Here is an 18,026-nt window from a genome sequence, read left to right on the forward strand (position 1 = left end):
AAGAAACGTGTTTAATGCTTAATGAAACACTTTAGGAAAATCAGTATCATTTTCTTGATGGATTATTACTCTCTCCGGCTTAACATGACACTAAGTGCTTAATTTATACATTCAGCACGCAGTGGCAATTTATTCGCATCATTTCAAGCTGCAACCGTTGGCCGCGCCCGCTCTCCCCAGTCATGCCTGGGTGCACGGGGTTGTTACCTTTATGCAGCTCGAATTTTTTGGGTAATTAAGGCTTATAATCGAGAGGGTATTAAAATGAAACTTCGCGTTCTTTCCCTGATGGTCCCGGCGCTGCTGGTGGCTGGTTCAGCGGGTGCAGCAGAAATCTATAATAAAGACGGCAACAAACTGGATCTGTTCGGTAAAATTGACGGCCTGCACTACTTCTCCGACGACTCCGGATCCGATGGCGATCAGTCTTATGTGCGTTTTGGCTTTAAAGGCGAAACCCAGATTTCTGACCAGCTGACCGGTTACGGTCAGTGGGAGTACCAGGCTGCGCTGAACAACGCTGAAAACCAGGGGACAGCTAACAGCTATACCCGTGTTGGTTTCGCCGGCCTGAAATTCGGTGATGCTGGCTCATTCGATTATGGCCGTAACTACGGCGTGGCGTACGACATTGGCGCATGGACAGACGTGCTGCCAGAGTTTGGTGGCGATACTTACGGCGCGGATAACTTTATGTTCCAGCGCGGTACCGGTATGGCGACTTACCGTAACAACAATTTCTTTGGTCTGGTTGACGGCCTGAACTTTGCCGTACAGTACCAGGGTAAAAATGACAGCGATGCTGAAGTTGCCGGTAACCGCAGCGCAACTGCGCAGAATGGCGACGGTTACGGCCTGTCAGCGACCTACGATATCGGTGCTGGCTTAAGCGCAGGTGCGGCGATGTTCTCATCCGACCGTACTGATACTCAAAACAGCAATGCTCTGCTGGGCAACGGTGACAAAGCGCAGGCTTACACCGGCGGCCTGAAATATGATGCCAACAACATCTACCTGGCGGCGATGTATACCAAATCGTACAACGCAACCCGCTTCGGCAGCAGCGACAACCCATCAGCTTACGGCTTTGCCGACAAAGCGGAAAACTGGGAGCTGGTTGCGCAGTATCAGTTCGACTTCGGCCTGCGTCCATCTCTGGCCTACGTGACTTCACGCGGTACCGATATTCAGAACTGGGGTACGCAGAACCTGAAACAGTACGTTGATGTGGGCGCGACCTACTACTTCAACAAAAACATGTCGACCTACGTTGATTACCAGATCAACCTGCTGGACGATAATGACTTTACCCAGGCTGCCGGTATCAACACCGACAACGTGGTGGGTGTAGGCCTGGTTTACCAGTTCTAATCTCCCGCTGGTGCGGCCACTTCCGGCCGCGCCAGGTTTTAAGCAGCAATCACCACCGCTTTTTTACCTTCCGTTTCTTCCTCAGCCATTCCTTCTTCTGCTAAACATTGCATGCTGCCTTCCACCGCGGCTCCTCCAAGCGTAAACAGTGAAAAACGCAGTAAACGTCGACGGGCCTGGTTCTCTTTTACCGCTTGTTTGTTGCGCATGGCTCTCTCCCGGCTCTGAATAGTCAGGTAATCAAGCAGAAAGCGTGCCAGGTAGGCCAGGTAGAATGAAAACGGATTGATAAGCGGTTAAGGGGAGTTGTGATAGCGTCTGCGGGGTATCTGCTGCGTGTTCTGCACCATAGCAGTGCCTGGGATGCTCCCCCCCGGCGAGGCCGGGGAGAATTTTACCACCCGCTAGCGATGGCGGGGACGGTGCAGCTGGCGGGTATGCGTCAGCTTGTAATGCTTAAAGCCTGCAAAGATAATCAGGCCGATTGAAACCATGAGAAGCGCGTAATAGATCATTATGGCTCTCCTTTAATAGTGAATGATGAGCACGAAAGTGCCCTGTACAGCTACCATCCTGGTGACCTGAGACGGTAAGATCAAGGGACCGAATCCGAGTTTTACCTGCGGCAAAGCCCGCTTCGGGCCAGTTTATAATCAAGAATACAGGCTGATATGAAGAGTAAATGGCGGTTATTTTTAGGTTTTATGGTGGTTTGCTTGTTGGCAGCCTGTGACGATCCTAAGCCCTCAGCGGGATCTGAAGGGATGGTGCTTGAAGGTAGAACAATGGGAACATTCTGGAGGGTAAGTCTGGCAGGTGTGGCACCTGAACGCCGTGAAATGCTGCAAAAAGCGATACAGCAGCAGCTGGACAACGATGACCACGAGCTGTCTACCTGGAAAAGTGATTCGGTTTTGTCCCGTTTTAACCAGTATCGCGGCAGCGCGCCGCAGCCGGTTAGTAACAATATGGCGGATATCATTACGCTGTCGCTGCGCATCGGCCAGCAGACGGGCGGGGCGATGGATATTACCCTCGGGCCGCTGGTTAATCTTTGGGGTTTCGGGCCGGATAAGCAGCCGGTGAAAACCCCCACCCAGCAGCAAATTGACGCTGCGCGTGCGCTGACCGGCCTGAGCCATTTGCAGGTGATTAACCGTGCCGGGCAGTCGTGGCTGCAAAAAGATCTGCCGGAACTCTATGTTGACCTCTCAACCGTTGGTGAAGGCTTTGCCACCGACCATCTGGCGCGCCTGATGGAGCAGCAGGGGATTAACCACTATCTGGTTTCGGTGGGCGGCGCGGTGCTGACCCGTGGCAAAAATGCGCAGGGCAACCCCTGGCAGGTGGCGATCCAGAAACCCACCGACCAGGAAAATGCGGTTCAGGCAATTGTTGACCTTCAGGGGCACGGCATCAGTACCTCGGGCAGCTATCGCAACTATTATGAACTGGAGGGGAAGCGCATCTCTCATGTGATTGACCCGGTAACCGGGCGCCCGATCCAGCATAAGCTGGTTTCCGCCACGGTGATCGCCACCACCGCGCTGGAAGCTGACGGCTGGGATACCGGGCTGATGGTGCTGGGGACTGAAAAAGCCAGGGAGCTGGCGCTGCGTGATAAGCTTGCGGTATACCTTATTTTCAAAGAGGGTGACCATTTCGCCAGCTGGATGTCGCCGCAGTTTGCGGCCTTTATTCAGCCTTCATCTACCCACTGATAAGCGAAGGAGTTCCGATGCTCGATCTGTTTGCTGAAGATGTGCCCTGGCAGGAGCCGCTAACGGAAGGGGCGGTGATCCTGCGCCGCCGTGCGCGCGATATGGCTGGGGAGCTGATGGCTCAGGTGGAGCAGATCGCCGCACAGAACCCTTTTGAACACCGCATCACGCCTGGCGGTCATCGTATGTCGGTGGCGATGACCAACTGCGGCGATCTCGGCTGGTCGACGGATTCACGTGGCTATCAGTACAGCGATCAGGATGAGGCCAGCGGCCAGCGCTGGCCTGCGATGCCTGCATCCTTCCGCAATCTGGCTACCACCTGTGCCGCCGAAGCGGGGTTTAGCGGCTTTCATCCTGACGCCTGTTTAATTAACCGCTACGAGCCGGGGGCAAAGCTGACCCTGCATCAGGACAAAGATGAGCGCGACCTGCGCCAGCCGATTGTTTCGGTATCGCTGGGGCTGCCTGCGGTGTTTTTATTTGGCGGTTTTGAACGCTCAGATGCCTGTCAGCGTGTTCTGCTGGAGCAGGGGGATGTGGTGGTCTGGGGCGGACCGTCGCGCCTGCGTTATCACGGTATTCTGCCGTTAAAACCCGGCATTCATCCGCTCACCGGTGCCTTTCGTTTTAACCTCACTTTTCGCCGCGCACGCTAGCCCGGCGCTTAAACGCTCCCCAATGAGAATTATTATTGATCTCGTCTGACTTCTCATTAAACTGCAAGCTGCTTTTTACCTGCCGGGACGTTTTCATGGAGTTGCTTCACGTTGTTTATAAGCAGTATCGCTGGCCGTTTATTCTGGTGATCTTGCTCAGTCTTCTCAGCGCCGCGCTGGGGATCGGATTGATTGCCTTTATTAACCGCGAACTGATCGTTACCCTTAATTCCTCTGTGATGGTGTTACCGCAGTTTCTCGGGCTGCTGCTGCTGCTGATGGCCGTAACCCTCGGCTCCCAGCTGGCGCTGACCATGCTGGGGCATCATTTTGTCTATCGCCTGCGCGGCGAATTTATCAAACGTATTCTCGACACGCGGGTTGAACGCATCGAGCAGATTGGTAACGCCCAGCTGCTGGCCAGCCTGACCAGTGACGTGCGCAATATCACCATTGCCTTTGTGCGCCTGCCGGAGCTGATTCAGGGCATTATTCTGACTATTGGTTCTGCGGCCTATCTTGCCTGGCTCTCGCCGAAAATGATGGTGGTGACCTCGGTCTGGGTTGCTGTCACCATTATTGGCGGCTGGCTGCTGGTGGCGCGGGTCTATCAGCATATGGCGGTGCTGCGTGAGACGGAAGACCGCCTCTATCATGACTTCCAGATTATTATTGAAGGACGTAAAGAGCTGGCGTTGAACCGCCAGCGTGCGCAGCAGATTTTCGAAAACGTCTATAGTGAAGATGCGAAGACGTACCGCCATCATATTGTGCGGGCCGATACCTATCATCTCAGTGCGGTTAACTGGTCAAATATTATGATGCTGGGGGCTATCGGACTGGCGTTTTATCTGGCGAACAGCCTCGGCTGGGCCGATACCGCCGTGGCGGCCACCTACTCGCTGACCCTGCTGTTCCTGCGTACGCCGATGCTGTCAGCGGTGGGCGCACTGCCGACGTTACTTACCGCCCAGGTGGCTTTTGATAAGCTGAATACCTTTAACCTGGTACCTTATGAGGCAGAGTTCCCACAGCTTCCGGCGGCGAAAAACTGGCAGACGCTGGAGCTGCGTAATCTGATGTTTCATTACGGCGACAACGGTTTCCACGTTGGCCCGGTAAATATGACCCTTAAGCGCGGCGAACTGGTATTTCTCATCGGCGGTAACGGCAGCGGCAAATCAACGCTGGCGATGCTGCTGACCGGTCTGTATCAGCCAGTTTCCGGTGAGATCCTGCTGGACGGGCAGGTGGTGGATAGCTCCTCAATGGAGAGCTACCGTCGTCTGTTCTCAGCGGTGTTTACCGATGTGCATCTGTTTGACCGCCTGATTGACGATAGTGGGCAGGCGCTTGACCCGGCGCTGGTGCAGAGCTGGCTGGAACGTCTGAAGATGCAGGATAAGATCAAGCTGGAAGGCAACCGGGTGCTTAACCTGAAACTCTCTAAAGGGCAGACCAAGCGCCTGGCGCTGCTGCTGGCCACCGCAGAGCAGCGTGATATTTTGCTGCTGGACGAGTGGGCGGCGGATCAGGATCCGCATTTTCGCCGTATCTTCTATCGCGAGCTGCTGCCATGGTTACAGTCTCTGGGTAAAACAGTATTTGCCATCAGCCATGACGACCACTATTTCCTCCATGCGGATCGTCTGCTGGAGATGCGAGACGGTAAGCTAAGTGAGCTGACGGGTGATGAACGCGAGCAGGCAACGCTGGATGCGGTTAAACGCACGGATACGCTAGTGTAAGCCGGGGAGGATATCTGTGGAATGAGGCACGCACTGGTTATATTTTTTATAACTTTCCGGCGTGTCTCAGGCCACTAAATCATCTCAGTAATGACTCTTCCCGCCCTACATTTTTCCCTCTTATACAAATACCCGCTCCCGCCACTGATTATCAGCCACTGGTCGATCGCGGTCACAGAATCGGCCTTTCGACACGGCCACAGCGCTAACAGGCTGGTTATTAACAAGAAATGCTGGCAGGGTATATGCGATTTTCTCAGTATTTAACTCAGCTGTAATCACCAGCTGACGCAGCAGGCGGAGCCTGCGCGTTAATTTCCAGGAAGGAAAAAAGATGTTTTCTGACAATTCAAATAATCCTGCCGCGTTCGCTGGCAGGTCTCCCGGCGGCCTGCAATTTACGCTTACCCCTGCGGGTCTGTCACCGGACGCCCTGGCGGTGGCTTTTAGCCTGTTTCATCTGCACCCGGCGCGGGAGTTCTGCGTGCAGTATCAGAAGCCGGACTTCAGCTTTATTCAGCGCCTGACCGCCGAAGAGGGCATTTTTTACTATTTCGAGTTCGACGGGGGCAAAAATACCCTGGTGTATGCCGATGATTTTGCCGTGCTGCCGGGCGGCGGCTTGCTGCCTTATAACCCTAACCCGCGAGGGTACGCAATTATTAAAAGCCACAGATCAGCTCGACTTACAGGTTGGCGACAGCAATGTTGTTATGACCAAAGAGTCAATAACGCTGAGTTTTGGTGAGGGCAGTAAAATAGTCATTAACAGTGGGGGCGTATTTGTTGAGGGGCCTGTCATACATTTAAACAGGGATAAATAAAAATGTATCATTTTAATGAAGGAACGATTGATTTACCCGATGAGTGGAAAGATGTCACCATCAATGTGCTCAGTACCTCTGAAAATGACGCGGGCGGGTTGAGTTTCACTATCTCCCGGGATACTCCCCCATGGGGAATGGCGTTCAGAGAGTTTGCTGAAAGGGAAATAACATTGTTGAGCACTCAGCTCAAAAATTTCAGTGAGATTGAAAGGGTACGCGATCCTTTAGACAATTATGAATCGGTCAGCTGTGAATTCAGCTGGAGTTCCACTCAGGGAAATATTCATCAGTTAATGTTTTTTGTCAGCGCCGCGAAGAATGTCCTTATTCTTAATGCGACCATGCCGGCCTTACTTTCGGAGAGTCAGAAGGCATTGATCCTCTCCCTGTTAAATACACTGGTGTTAAGAGATAAATAAGGGCGCGCTGTTCAGTGGCCTGAGCGTGATGGTAAAGAAAGGGAAGACTTATTATGACGGCTGTGACCGGGGCGACAATAGGAGCAATAAGTGCCATTCAGGGCGGCGGTGCATCCCCTCCGGGATCCGCCACGCCAGCTAACCCACAGATTACATCCTGGGAAAGAACCACGGATACGGTGCTGGATTTTCTCGAAAGCCCCGAATACAACTACGGCGTGATGGGGACGTTTGCCTCACTGGCGGTGGTGCAGGGTGCGGTATCCGGCTATGCCGCCCTGGCGAGCGCCGCTGGCGGCGCCTGTGCGGTCTCCACCGGCGCGGCGGTGGCAGGGATGGTGCAGGGGGCGGGGATGGCGCTGGCGCCCCTGGCCGCAGGCATGGCCGCCGGCTACGGCGGGTTCAGGCTGGGCGAGTGGGCGGTGCACGGAATTGCCGGTATGGCGGGGGCGAAGCGGGTTGCCATCCGGGGCGAGGCGCCGGCCCGGGCTGGCGATGACATCGCTCATCAGAGAAAAGGATGGGGGCTGATTGGGGCGATTGCCGGCGTTATCGCCGGGGCTGCCGTGGTTGTCGCAATAGGTGTCCTGACCGGCGGGGCCGGGCTTGTTGTCATGGGTTCCGCATTTCTTGGCTCTCTGGCAACCGCCGGGGCCGCGGCGGCGGTGGGGGGCATTATTGCCGGCGCCGGGAATGCCCTGGGCCAGTATGGCGATAAAAAAGGGGAGGTTGCGCAGGGATCTCCCAACGTGTTCTTCAACGGCCAGGCGGTTGCCCGGGCCAGCGACCCCGTTCACTGCTCCGATCATACCTGGACGCCGCCCCCGGTGATTGCAGAGGGGGCCGAAACGGTGTTCGCCAACGGGATGCCGGTTGCACGCCTGGGCCACAGAACCAGCTGCGATGCCCGCATTAACTCGGGCAGTGGCAATATTGCTGAAACGCAGCAAACCGGGGCGCTGGTCGCGGAGATAAAGGACAGCCGGAATATATTCCTCAGGGCCACCTCCGCGGTTATCAATACGGTTCTTGTTTACATGGGGTTAAGGTCATCCGTCAGCGGGATAAGGAACAGTTTTAAACAACTGAGCAGCGCAGGGGAGCCCGTGGACGTCGTTACCGGTGATTTTTTACAGCAGTGGCCCGTCATCGATCTGCCCGGCGTGTTACCGCTGACGTTATACAGAACCTATCGCTCAACCGGTGCGGTCATCATTGAGGGGGCGCTCGGGGTCAAATGGGCGAACAGCTGGTCTCAGTATCTCGATATCCGGCCTGAAAGTATCGATTACCTGGATGAGGAAGGGTGCATCCTGTCCTATCATACGCCCGGAAATGAGGTCTGCGCGGTTAACCTGCGGCAGCCTCACTACATACTTTCGGGCGACAGGGAGGGGGAATTACTCCTTTTTGACCGTCAGACACAGCGGCGGTATATCTTTGGCCATGCCGACGGCAGCCGGCGCTATTTAAGCCGGATTGAGGACGGAAAAGGGAACCGGATAACGTTCTCCTTCCGTAATAATGAACTGAGCGTCATTGAACACAGCGCCGGCTACAGTCTGAATATTGAAGTACAGGACAGGAGGATAGTCCGGGTCACGCTGGTGACTCAGGAATTCAGCCAGGTGCTGCTGACCTGTGAATATAACCACCGGGGGCAGCTGGCTGACTGCCACAGCTTCCAGTTTGGCCGGCTTTATCATGAATATAATGATAAAGGATTTATGGTGCACTGGCGGGACACCGATCAAACGCAGGCCTGGATCGACTATGACGATACCGGGCGGGTCGTGGCAACGCGCACCGCGCAGGGACATTATAACGACAGATTTATTTATGACGATCTGAACCGGCATAATATCTATATCGACGCTGAGGGCGGGGAAACGCATTATTATTATAATGAAGCGGATCTGGTCACCCGGGCCGTCGATCCGTTAAACGGGGTGGTGTTATCCGAATGGGATCTGACCCGGCTGACGCGCACCACCGATGAGACCGGCCGGGTCACCTCGTATCAGTATAATGCGCTGGGGGAGCTACTGGAGGTCACGCCGCCCGGCGATCTCCCGCTGCGGTACCGCTATGACAGCCGGGGGCAGATAACCGGCGTCATCCGGGGGGAGAGTGAGGCCTGGCGCTGGCAGTATGATGATAAGGGCATGCTGCGCAGGACGGTCTGTCCGTCGGGCCTGGCCATTGACTGGCGTTATGATGCCTGCGGAAATATCGTTACGGAGCAGCACTCCTCCGGCCTGGAGTGGCGTTACAGATATGATGCATACGGCCAGCTGTCGGCAATAACCGCGCCGGGTAATATTACCACGCGCTGTCACGTTGATGTGCTCGGGCGGCTGTGGTTCACCGACGCCCACGGGCAGAAAACGCGCTATTCACACAGCGCTGCGCACGCCAGGCCGGGGCAGAGCGTGACCGGGGTGACGTACCCGGACGGATCCCGGCAGCAGATCCGTTATGACAGCGAGGGGCGCATCCGGAAGCAGACCGACGGCGAGGGCAGGGAAAGCCGCTGTCAGTACGGGGCTTTCGACCTGCTGCTGTCCCGGCGGCGGCCGGACGGACAAACCGTCTCGTATCATTACGATCGTCTGACGCGGCTGACGGGCCTGACGAACGCCGGCGGCGAATCTTATTACCTGATCCGCGACGCAAAGGGACAGGTTGTTGAGGAGCGGGATTTCACCGGACGCCGGCAGCGCTATGCTTACGATGCCGCGGGGCGGCTGGTGAGAAAGCGGTGCGGCCGGCAGACGGTCACTTACCGCTACACGCCCGGCGACCGGCTGGCGCAGGAGCTGTACTGGCTGGAGGAAGAGAACGTCTCCACGCTGCAGGAGCAGGTTGATTTTACCTACGACCGGGAGGGGCGGCTGACGACGGCGGTCAACGGCAGCGCCACCGTGGAGTTTAATTATGACGAACGGGGCGGACTGACCGGCGAACGGATTAACGGCCGGGCCGTCACGTATCAGCGCGATGCGAAAACGGGGCGGGTGATTAACCAGTCCCTGGATACCCTCCGGCTCAGCCTGCACTATGACGCGGCGTCCGGACGGCTGGAAAAAACGCAGTTAAACCACCACCATCCCCTGAGCTTTGAATACGATCCCCTTGGCCGGGAGAGCGTACGCCGCAGCGCCGGCGGGTTTGTGCTCGCGCATAACTACACGGCAAACGGTCTGCTGTTCAGCCAGGCGGCGGGAAGGGACTCGACGCTGTTTAACTGTCAGCCGGGGCTGGCTCATCCGCAGGCGGCCCTGGCCGGCAGCGCGGTGAACCGCCGGTATGAGTACGACAGGGCGCACAACGTTACCCGGATAAGTGACGGTAAGTGGGGCGATATGCGCTACCGGCACGACGTTAACGACCAGGTCACTGAGGCTGAGTTGCAGGGGATCCACCGGGAGAGTGCGCGCTTTGACTACGACGCGAACCTGAACCTGACGCTGGGGCGCACCCGCAGGGCGGCGTTCGCCGCGGAGGGGGAGATCGTGCGGATGCAGCGCCAGGAGAAAGGGCGGGTCAGCGCGTCGGGGCGGTGCCGCTACCGGTATAATGAGCAGGGGCAGCTGAGTGAGAAAAGGGAGCTGGCGGCGGGTTTCAGGCCGCGGGTGTGGAAATACCGCTGGAACGGGCAGGGGCAGCTGGCGGAGCTGCTGACGCCGGAGCGGCGGCGCTGGCGCTATGAGTATGATGCGTTTGGCCGGCGCATCCGGAAGTTTGAGGTTATTCCCGGCGGCGGCGCTGATGAACGGCGTCTCCCGCTGAGGCCGCACGCGGGTGAGGATGCGGAGGTGGCCCGGGGGGAGGGGCGGCGAACGGCCGGTTACGATTACTTCTGGTGCGGCGAACAGATGGTGGAGGAGACCCCGCTGTATGCGGACGGCACGCCGGCGGATGACGGGCGCATCCGGTGGCTGTATCAGCCCGGGGCGGTGAGCCCGTTTGCGCGCTACGAAAGGGGAAGGCTGCACTACGTGGTGAGCGACCACCTGGGAAGCGTGCGGGAGCTGTTAAGCGAGGAGGGCAAGGCGGTATGGTTTGCGCGCAGCACGACGTGGGGCCGCAGCCGGCTCTGGGGATTTGCGGCAAACGATGAGGTGCGTGCGGGGTGTCAGTGGCGTTTTCCCGGGCAGTACGAAGACGATGAGTCGGGTTTACACTACAACCGGTTCAGGTATTATGACCCGGATACGGCGCAGTATATCAGTCCGGATCCAATAGGGCTGGCGGGGGGGATAAACCCGTACGGGTATGTGCATAATCCGCTGGGGTGGATTGATCCGCTGGGGCTTGCTGGTTGTAATGCTCAATTTGGTTCAAGGAAAGAAGCTTTCAGAGCGGCGAAACGAGATGCGGGGATACCCATGAACCAGCATCCGATAGCAGTGAAAAAAGTTCAGCTCACTGACAGAGAAGGACATGTAATAAAAGACAGTAATTTTAATATATTAGAGTCGAGGGAATATCATTATACACGGTCAGACGGTTCCAGGGTTGTTATACAGGAACATTCAGCCGGACACACGTATGGTCCTCCAGGTACTCCAGGCAATCAAGGGCCACATTTTAACCCAAGACCATTTGACCCTAACACCGGGAACGGTTCAAGAAATGGTTCAATTAATGGTTCATATGATCACTATGATTTTCCTAGAGGATTATAATTATGTGGTTTGACTTTGCTCATGGGAAAGAGAAGATTAACTTCATGTTTAACAATGAGTTATATCTTGATGGTTGTGAATTTGAGAATTTTCTATTTTATGATCTTTCAAAAATAAGAATATGTTTTAACACAAAGAATATACCGAACAAAACGCCAGAAAAATGGAGAGAGGTGGCATTTAATAGCTTATCTATAACGTTAATACTTGTGGGGGTAAATAAGTTAAATGTGCAAGGTGAACGTTTGGGTTTTATATGTTCACCAGTAATAGAAAAAATAGATGATGAAATAATATTTTCCATTGATAATGAAGATAAATTTCATTTTTCATGCGCTGCCGAATTGATTGTTATTGACTCAATTGAGCCATATTTAGATCAACGTTGGAAATAGATGCTGAGTTTTTTATTTTCACAGTTATTGTGTGTGTTTAAATTCTGAGGGTTGATATGTTTTGTTGATAATAAGTGGGAGAGGTATCTCGATCTTTCCCGCTATTTTATCCATTCTATCTGCTAAACCCTTATTCCCATAGCACCGCATATCCCGGTTAGCCTGCTTAATCTGCCGCATTTGCTGGCGCAGGGCTTCCTGCTCACGTTTCAGATCTTCCACTTCTTCACTCTCCAGAACCAGCACAATACAGCCGTCAGATCTTTACTGCCGTTACGGCAGCGGGCACCTGCTCCAGAGTGAGTTCCTGCACGGGGGGGAGCGGCACACGCTGGCGGAATACGCGCGCGACCGGCTGCACCGTGAGACGGAGCGAACCCTGGGGGCGCTGACGGAGCGGACGGAGTACGATGCTGCGGGGCGCATCACGGCGAAAACTGCCGGACGGCAGGCGGCAGGCCGGCCCTTCCGCCCGGTGCTGGCGCGGCGCTGGCAGTATGACCGCCGCCACCGGATGGTGAAGATGACGCTGACGACCGGACAGGAGGCGGGCGGATACGGGGTGAGGCAGGACACGCGCTGGGAGTATGACGGGGCTGACCGGGTGCTGGCCCGGTACGCGGAGGGGCGGGAGGAGGCCTTCCGCTGGGACGCGTCGGGTAACCTGCTGAACGGCGGGGCGGTGGCGTGGAACGACCAGGTGAGCCGGGCGGGTGATTACCGCCACGAGTGGGACGAGTTCGGGCGGCTGGCGCGGCGCATCAGCGTGAAGGACAGCGCGGTGCAGCACCTTCACTACGACGGCGACGGGCGCGTGACGTCGGTGACGTTCAGCGGGCATCCCCGCTACCGGGAGGTGTGCTATGACTACGACGGCCTGGGGCGGCGGACGGCCAAAACGGTGAAGCATGTGAGCCCGTACGAGCCGGATAAGCGGACGGATTTTTACTGGCAGGGGATGCGCCTGAGCGCAGAGCAGGGGACGCACGAGGCGCTGACCTTCCACTTTTATCACGGAGAGAGCCACACGCCGCTGGCGCGGTATGACAGCGGCGAGGGCGGGATGCGGTACGTACATGCGGAAGTGAACGGGATGCCGCAGGCGCTGAGTGACAGGGAGGGGAACACGGTGTGGCGTCCGCTGCATACGGGGCTGTTCGGGGTCATCAGAAGGGAGGAGAGCCGGCTGTCGCCGTACGCGGCGAGGCAGAACCTGCGTTTTGCGGGACAGTATTATGACGAAGAGACGGGGCTGCATTATAATACGCTGAGGTACTACGACCCGGGGAGCGGGAGCTTCACGCAGCCGGATCCGATAGGGCTGGCGGGGGGCATTAACTTATATAGTTATGCACCTAATCCGCTTACTTGGATCGATCCGCTGGGCTTGGCTAATAGGCCTAATAATGGGATATATAAAATATTCTTTGAACATACAGTCAATGCATCCAATAGGTATTCAAGTGATGCTGTTCAATTTAAAAGAGCAAATGATGCTTTGATTAAACGTCTAAATACAGACGCAGCATTCCGACGAGATATGTTCAACCGTCATCCTGAGTTAAGTAATTGGATGAAAAATGGCAGTAAGAGTAGCAGTCCGGCAGGCTTCACATGGCACCATCATGAGGATCTGGATAGATTGGTTTTGGTCGATAGACTTGATCATAAATCTAATCATGCTTTATATCACCCGACAGGAAATGGTGGGCGAGATATTTGGGGTGGAGGTGATCCCGGACGGAAAGGGAAACTAGATGGAGCTACAGGGAAAGCTTGTTAATTATTAGCATAATTTAAATAGGTGACATATGTTGAATAAAAATGATCAATATAGTTTAGTAGATATCATTTCTGCCATGAAAAAAGCAGACTCACGAAACGATGACTTTTGTTTGTATGGTGAGACTGATGAACAGTTGAGAGTAGACGGGAGTTATTATGTGGCAGATTATCCTGATGTGAATGATGATGATAAAGAGATATATCCGAAAATAGTAGTTTCAAAAAAATTAAATTATTTATATTCAGGTCAACAGTTTGCAGATGTTGTTGATTCAGTTCTTGAGCAAAAACCATCGGCATCACTTGATGATTTTGTGGAAGCACTAAATTATTACTCTGCGAATGATGATTTTCTTGATTTATAATTATAATAAAGCCGGAAAGATCCCTCGATCCTTCCGGTTTTTTATCTGCTATCGTGGCGCAAACCCTGCCTCAGTCAGTGCGTTCTGGAGCTTATGCACGGCGTATTTAATCTCACAGGCTTCATCGTCACTGATGGCACAGGCGCGCATTTCAGACCGGTTCGGGCGTTTGACCAGCCGGGCTTATGCGATTGCGTCGGCGTGGGTTAAATTAATATTTTTTAAATGGGTAATGGCAATCTTGATAGAAAGAACCTCGAATTTATTGGCATAAATCGTAAAGTGATAACTGCGTGGTGGCTGTTTAACACTTCAACTCAGGTTTAATAATCAGTTGCCCGTCTTTAAAAATAACGGTGACCGGAAGTCCGGCATAAAATCCCAGCGCTTAGACCTGCGGGCAACTCAGCCTTATCCAGAACGCCCTGCACCAGACGGAGCGCCTGACGTTTTCCCCCGCGGGGCGGCGGCTGACGCAGCGGTTTGCCGGAGTGCATCAGCGGGGACGGGGAAACCCGGGTGCGCTACCGCTATAACGCGCGGGGACAGGTGACGGAGCGGCGGGAGGACGGAAAGCGGGTGCGCTTTGAGTATGATAATTTTGGCCGCCTGAGCGCGCTGTACAATGAGAAGGGCGAGCCCTTCCGGTTTGCTTACAGCGCGCTGGACGGGCTGATGCGCGAGGTTCGTCCGGACGGCACGGTGCGGGAGCTGACCCGTAAGCGACTGGGGGCGGTGGTGAAAGAGAGGCTGCTGCACTGTCGCTACGTAAGTGGAAGATGGTGACGGTCAGAACGAGATGACTGTGGGCGAGGCATGCCTCGCCCCTACAAATAGAGGTCATACTTCAGCCGCTACAAATACAGGGAGCGCTACTTTCCTTATAACACTTTGGCAAGAAAACGCCGTGTGCGTGGATGCTGGGGCTGATTCAACACCTGCCCGGCGCTTCCTTGCTCGACAATTTTCCCCTCTACCATAAACACCACGTTATCTGCCACTTCTCGTGCAAAACCAATTTCATGAGTCACCACCACCAGGGTGGTGCCGGAGCGTGCCAGCTGTTTGATAGTATCCAGCACCTCACCGACCAGTTCAGGGTCGAGCGCCGAGGTCGGCTCATCAAACAGAATTACTTTAGGGTTCAGGGCCAGCGCACGGGCAATAGCCACGCGTTGCTGCTGGCCGCCGGAGAGATGGCGTGGCCAGGCATCGGCTTTGTGGCGTAATCCTACGGTTTCCAGCAGCTGCAAAGCGCGCCGTTCGGCATCAGTACGCGACAGCTGTTTATGCGCCAGCGGTGCCTCAATAATGTTTTCCAGCACCGTAAGGTGAGGGAACAGATTGAAATTCTGGAACACATAACCCACGCCGATACGCTGCTTGAGAATCGCTTTCTCTTTCAGCTCATACAGCCTGTTACCTTTGCGACGATAGCCAATATAGTCGCCGTCAATGCGGATAAACCCCTCATCCACGCGCTCCAGATGGTTAATCGCGCGCAGCAGGGTAGATTTGCCCGAACCGGAGGGGCCAAGGATCACTGTGACGGAACCCGGCGGCAGCTCCAGCGATACGTCGTCCAGCGCTTTGAAACGGCCATAGCTTTTACTTACTCCGGCAATTGAAATATGTCCGAGAGTGACGTCGCTGCGCAGATCGATAGCTTCAGACATGATTAGCTCCTGACGGGCGTGACGGCGGCGCGCAGCCGCTGGGATGAAAGACGAGTGACTGATTCACGCGTGGTACCCCGTGCCAGCCAGCGCTCAACATAGTGCTGGAAGACCGACAGTACGGTGGTGATCAGCAGATACCAGACGGCGGCCACCATCAGCAACGGGATCACCTGCTGCGTGCGGTTGTAAACCATCTGGATGGTGTAAAACAGCTCCGGCATTGCCAGTACGTAAACCATGGCAGTGCCTTTGGCGAGGCTGATGATTTCATTAAACCCGGTGGGAATGATGGAGCGCAGCGCCTGCGGTAGAATGATGCGCAGCGTACGGCGCGATGACGGCAGCCCGAGAGCCGCAGCGGCTTCAAACTGGCCTTGATCGACGCCTGAAATCCCCCCGCGAATAATCTCAGCGGTATAGGCGGCCTGCACCAGCGTCAGCCCGATCACCGCAGTGCTGAACTGTCCAAGCACATCAATGGTTTTATATTCAACCAGCGTAAGCGGGGTAAATGGGATGCCCAGCGACAGGGTGTCGTAAAGATAGGAGAAGTTGTAGAGGATGATCAGCACCACAATCAGCGGCAGTGAGCGAAACAGCCAGATATAGCCGAATGCCAGCCCGGAAAGCAGCCACGAAGGAGAGAGACGCGCCAGCGCCAGTCCGACCCCCAGCAGGATGCTCAACAGACTGGCAATCAGTGTCAACAGTAGCGTCTGGCCAAGGCCGCTCAGAATTGCGGGAGCAAAGAACCATTGAGCAAACACTCCCCACTCCCAGCGCGGATTAAACGCCACCGACTGGATCACCACTGCCAAAATAAACAACGCAATAGCTGCACCCACCAGCCGCAGTGGATAGCGCGCAGGCACCACGCGCAGGGTTTCATCAGGTTTCATTGGCGGCTCCTGCTTCAGCATTTTGGTACAGCGCTTTAGTAAAGCGCAGGCGGCCATCGTAGGGCGGCAGGCTGTACTCCTCCGGATCGCGTCGGGTATCAAACTGCGGCTGGTAGCCGTGGGAGAGATAGAGACGCACCGCTTCAGGCTGGCGGAAACCGGTGGTGAGATAGACCTGGCGATACCCGGCCAGCAGGGCGCGGCGCTCCAGTTCCACCAGCACTTTCAGCGCCAGCCCCTGACGGCGCAGATCGCTGCGCGTCCAGATGCGTTTCAGCTCGGCGGTGTCGGCATCAAGCGCTTTATAAGCGCCCATGGCAATAATCTCTCCGTCGCGCTCCAGCACCACAAACATCCCCCGGGGCGACAGATACCACTCCGTCAGCTCAACTTCGGCATCGCGTGCAAAAAAGTCGCCATAACGTGCACTGTACTCACCAAATAACCCGTCGATAATCGGCTCCAGTTCGGGAGCCTCCGGCGACAGCTGGCGGAACTGTTCATGACTCATACTGACCTCCGTTAGTCGCCCAGGCCTTCAGGGTTGATTTCAGAATGATCGAGGCGCTCAACGCCTTCGCCCCAGCGGTTCAGCACTTTGTCGTACTCGCCGCTCTTGATCACGCCGTTTAGCGCGGCGTTAACGGCAGTAACCAGGCCATTACCTTTCTTCAGCGTAACGGCAATATGCGCCGCTTTCGGCCAGCCGCCATCCACGCTGCCAACCAGTTTAGTTTTCCCGGTCAGCGCTGCTTTCCACGCGCCAATCACGTTCGGGCCGAAATAGGCATCGGCGCGTCCGGACTGCAATGCCAGCGTCTGCGCGGCATCATCTTTTACATAGTTTGGTGTAAAAGGCTTCAGGCCTTTCTTCTGGTTTTCGGCATCCCAGGCCAGCAGGATCGCTTCCTGATTGGTACCGGAACCGACAATAATGCGCAGTCCGGCAATATCTTCTGCTTTGGTCAGGGAGGTGATTTTGCTGTCTGATTTGACGTAGAAGCCGAGGGAGTCTTTGCGATAGGTGGCGAAATCGAACTTCTCTTTGCGCGCTTTAGTGACGGTAACGTTGGTGATAGCGGCATCGTATTTACCGGAGCTGACGCCCAGCGGCCAGTCCTCCCATGAGGTTGGCACTACGTTAAGCTCCAGTCCGAGGCTATCTGCCACCAGGCGGGCGATATCCACTTCGCTGCCTTGCAGGGTTTTATTGTCATCGGAAAATAGCGTCAGCGGCGGCGAGTTCAGCGCGGCAACGGCGACGGTGAATTTACCCGGCACGGCCAGCTTTAAATCTTTCGGCAGCAGTGCTACAGCCTGCGGATTGAGCGGAGCATGGACAGGGGCTGCATTGGCCTCAACGCTGATACCCGTGCCGTTAATTTTGACAGTTTCTGCCTTTGCCGTGGTGCCAAGCCATAAAGAAGCACTGAGCAGACCCAGTAATACGGATGTTTTTTTCATGAT

General features: G+C 55.4%; 18 protein-coding genes and 1 pseudogene. 12 read left to right on the top strand and 7 right to left on the bottom strand.

The genetic code is table 11. From position 1 onward, the window contains the following. Positions 1-264 precede the first annotated feature (264 nt). Positions 265-1,371 carry a porin OmpC gene (gene ompC / locus GN242_RS06565; protein ID WP_154753909.1) on the top strand — a complete coding sequence of 369 codons (1,107 nt, stop codon included), beginning with the start codon at positions 265-267 and terminating at the stop codon, positions 1,369-1,371. Between the two features lie 38 nt (positions 1,372-1,409). On the opposite strand, the gene GN242_RS21635 is transcribed toward ompC, so the two are convergent. Continuing rightward, a complete protein-coding gene (locus GN242_RS21635) occupies positions 1,410-1,580 on the bottom strand; it encodes a hypothetical protein (protein ID WP_195918389.1) in 171 nt (56 codons plus the stop codon). Positions 1,581-1,679: 99 nt separating this feature from the next. On the opposite strand from GN242_RS21635, the gene GN242_RS06570 reads away from it, so the two are divergent. From GN242_RS06570 to GN242_RS06605, 8 genes and pseudogenes are all read left to right on the top strand, one after another. Further along, entirely contained in the window at positions 1,680-1,859 is a 180-nt protein-coding gene (locus tag GN242_RS06570; protein ID WP_154753908.1) for a hypothetical protein, read from the top strand. 183 nt (positions 1,860-2,042) lie between these two features. Further along, positions 2,043-3,092, top strand: coding sequence for an FAD:protein FMN transferase ApbE (gene apbE, locus GN242_RS06575; RefSeq protein ID WP_154753907.1), 1,050 nt, complete (start codon positions 2,043-2,045; stop codon positions 3,090-3,092). 17 nt (positions 3,093-3,109) lie between these two features. Then, positions 3,110-3,751: a DNA oxidative demethylase AlkB gene (alkB, locus tag GN242_RS06580; RefSeq protein WP_156287086.1), complete on the top strand. Its 642-nt coding sequence runs from the start codon at positions 3,110-3,112 to the stop codon at positions 3,749-3,751. A 95-nt stretch (positions 3,752-3,846) separates the two neighbouring features. Continuing rightward, a complete protein-coding gene (locus GN242_RS06585; RefSeq protein WP_156287087.1) occupies positions 3,847-5,499 on the top strand; it encodes a multidrug ABC transporter permease/ATP-binding protein in 1,653 nt (550 codons plus the stop codon). A gap of 442 nt (positions 5,500-5,941) precedes the next feature. Continuing rightward, positions 5,942-6,247: pseudogene (locus GN242_RS21830) on the top strand (phage late control D family protein); the annotation flags it as partial. A gap of 78 nt (positions 6,248-6,325) precedes the next feature. Beyond that, positions 6,326-6,745, top strand: a complete 420-nt coding sequence (locus GN242_RS06595; protein WP_156287089.1) for a DcrB-related protein — start codon at positions 6,326-6,328, stop codon at positions 6,743-6,745. Between the two features lie 53 nt (positions 6,746-6,798). Then, positions 6,799-11,436 carry an RHS repeat-associated core domain-containing protein gene (locus tag GN242_RS06600; protein ID WP_156287090.1) on the top strand — a complete coding sequence of 1,546 codons (4,638 nt, stop codon included), beginning with the start codon at positions 6,799-6,801 and terminating at the stop codon, positions 11,434-11,436. A 2-nt stretch (positions 11,437-11,438) separates the two neighbouring features. Beyond that, positions 11,439-11,831 (top strand): Imm50 family immunity protein, encoded by a 393-nt coding sequence (locus GN242_RS06605; protein WP_156287091.1) that lies wholly within the window; start codon positions 11,439-11,441, stop codon positions 11,829-11,831. 24 nt (positions 11,832-11,855) lie between these two features. Here the strand turns inward: GN242_RS06605 and GN242_RS06610 are convergent, their stop codons facing one another. Next, entirely contained in the window at positions 11,856-12,053 is a 198-nt protein-coding gene (locus GN242_RS06610) for a hypothetical protein (RefSeq protein WP_156287092.1), read from the bottom strand. Positions 12,054-12,306: 253 nt separating this feature from the next. On the opposite strand from GN242_RS06610, the gene GN242_RS06615 reads away from it, so the two are divergent. After that, positions 12,307-13,614, top strand: a complete 1,308-nt coding sequence (locus GN242_RS06615) for an RHS repeat-associated core domain-containing protein (RefSeq protein ID WP_508610857.1) — start codon at positions 12,307-12,309, stop codon at positions 13,612-13,614. 28 nt (positions 13,615-13,642) lie between these two features. Continuing rightward, entirely contained in the window at positions 13,643-13,981 is a 339-nt protein-coding gene (locus GN242_RS06620) for a DUF7716 domain-containing protein (RefSeq protein ID WP_156287094.1), read from the top strand. 48 nt (positions 13,982-14,029) lie between these two features. On the opposite strand, the gene GN242_RS21960 is transcribed toward GN242_RS06620, so the two are convergent. Next, the gene (locus tag GN242_RS21960; RefSeq protein ID WP_445224732.1) at positions 14,030-14,158 is read right to left on the bottom strand and encodes a DUF7706 family protein; all 129 of its coding nucleotides are present in this window, start codon (positions 14,156-14,158) and stop codon (positions 14,030-14,032) included. 402 nt (positions 14,159-14,560) lie between these two features. Here GN242_RS21960 and GN242_RS06625 point away from each other — a divergent pair, with 402 nt between their 5' ends. After that, positions 14,561-14,767: a hypothetical protein gene (locus GN242_RS06625; RefSeq protein WP_231617136.1), complete on the top strand. Its 207-nt coding sequence runs from the start codon at positions 14,561-14,563 to the stop codon at positions 14,765-14,767. A 95-nt stretch (positions 14,768-14,862) separates the two neighbouring features. On the opposite strand, the gene GN242_RS06630 is transcribed toward GN242_RS06625, so the two are convergent. From GN242_RS06630 to GN242_RS06645, 4 genes are read right to left on the bottom strand one after another with little or no spacing between them, the layout of a single operon-like run. Next, complete coding sequence (locus tag GN242_RS06630; RefSeq protein ID WP_154751757.1) at positions 14,863-15,657, bottom strand: amino acid ABC transporter ATP-binding protein; 795 nt, start codon at positions 15,655-15,657, stop codon at positions 14,863-14,865. 2 nt (positions 15,658-15,659) lie between these two features. Beyond that, on the bottom strand, positions 15,660-16,559 hold the full coding sequence (locus GN242_RS06635) for an amino acid ABC transporter permease (RefSeq protein ID WP_154751756.1): 900 nt from the start codon (positions 16,557-16,559) through the stop codon (positions 15,660-15,662). Further along, a complete protein-coding gene (locus GN242_RS06640) occupies positions 16,549-17,070 on the bottom strand; it encodes a GNAT family N-acetyltransferase (protein ID WP_154751755.1) in 522 nt (173 codons plus the stop codon). The genes GN242_RS06635 and GN242_RS06640 overlap by 11 nt, the downstream gene beginning before the upstream one ends. Before the next feature lie 11 nt (positions 17,071-17,081). After that, positions 17,082-18,023, bottom strand: coding sequence for an ABC transporter substrate-binding protein (locus GN242_RS06645; RefSeq protein ID WP_154751754.1), 942 nt, complete (start codon positions 18,021-18,023; stop codon positions 17,082-17,084). Positions 18,024-18,026 lie beyond the last annotated feature (3 nt).

Origin of the sequence: Erwinia sorbitola, assembly GCF_009738185.1 — a bacterium.
GTDB classification, from domain to species: domain Bacteria; phylum Pseudomonadota; class Gammaproteobacteria; order Enterobacterales; family Enterobacteriaceae; genus Erwinia; species Erwinia sorbitola.

Excerpts from the sequence above, each read along its gene's own strand:
- GN242_RS06640 (WP_154751755.1), bottom strand. The coding sequence starts at position 17,070 with ATGAGTCATGAACAGTTCCGCCAGCTGTCGCCGGAGGCTCCCGAACTG.
- GN242_RS06645 (WP_154751754.1), bottom strand. The coding sequence starts at position 18,023 with ATGAAAAAAACATCCGTATTACTGGGTCTGCTCAGTGCTTCTTTATGG.
- GN242_RS06595 (WP_156287089.1), top strand. The coding sequence starts at position 6,326 with ATGTATCATTTTAATGAAGGAACGATTGATTTACCCGATGAGTGGAAA.
- GN242_RS06620 (WP_156287094.1), top strand. The coding sequence starts at position 13,643 with ATGTTGAATAAAAATGATCAATATAGTTTAGTAGATATCATTTCTGCC.
- GN242_RS06630 (WP_154751757.1), bottom strand. The coding sequence starts at position 15,657 with ATGTCTGAAGCTATCGATCTGCGCAGCGACGTCACTCTCGGACATATT.
- GN242_RS06585 (WP_156287087.1), top strand. The coding sequence starts at position 3,847 with ATGGAGTTGCTTCACGTTGTTTATAAGCAGTATCGCTGGCCGTTTATT.
- GN242_RS21635 (WP_195918389.1), bottom strand. The coding sequence starts at position 1,580 with ATGCGCAACAAACAAGCGGTAAAAGAGAACCAGGCCCGTCGACGTTTA.
- GN242_RS06635 (WP_154751756.1), bottom strand. The coding sequence starts at position 16,559 with ATGAAACCTGATGAAACCCTGCGCGTGGTGCCTGCGCGCTATCCACTG.
- GN242_RS06600 (WP_156287090.1), top strand. The coding sequence starts at position 6,799 with ATGACGGCTGTGACCGGGGCGACAATAGGAGCAATAAGTGCCATTCAG.
- apbE (WP_154753907.1), top strand. The coding sequence starts at position 2,043 with ATGAAGAGTAAATGGCGGTTATTTTTAGGTTTTATGGTGGTTTGCTTG.
- alkB (WP_156287086.1), top strand. The coding sequence starts at position 3,110 with ATGCTCGATCTGTTTGCTGAAGATGTGCCCTGGCAGGAGCCGCTAACG.
- GN242_RS06605 (WP_156287091.1), top strand. The coding sequence starts at position 11,439 with ATGTGGTTTGACTTTGCTCATGGGAAAGAGAAGATTAACTTCATGTTT.
- ompC (WP_154753909.1), top strand. The coding sequence starts at position 265 with ATGAAACTTCGCGTTCTTTCCCTGATGGTCCCGGCGCTGCTGGTGGCT.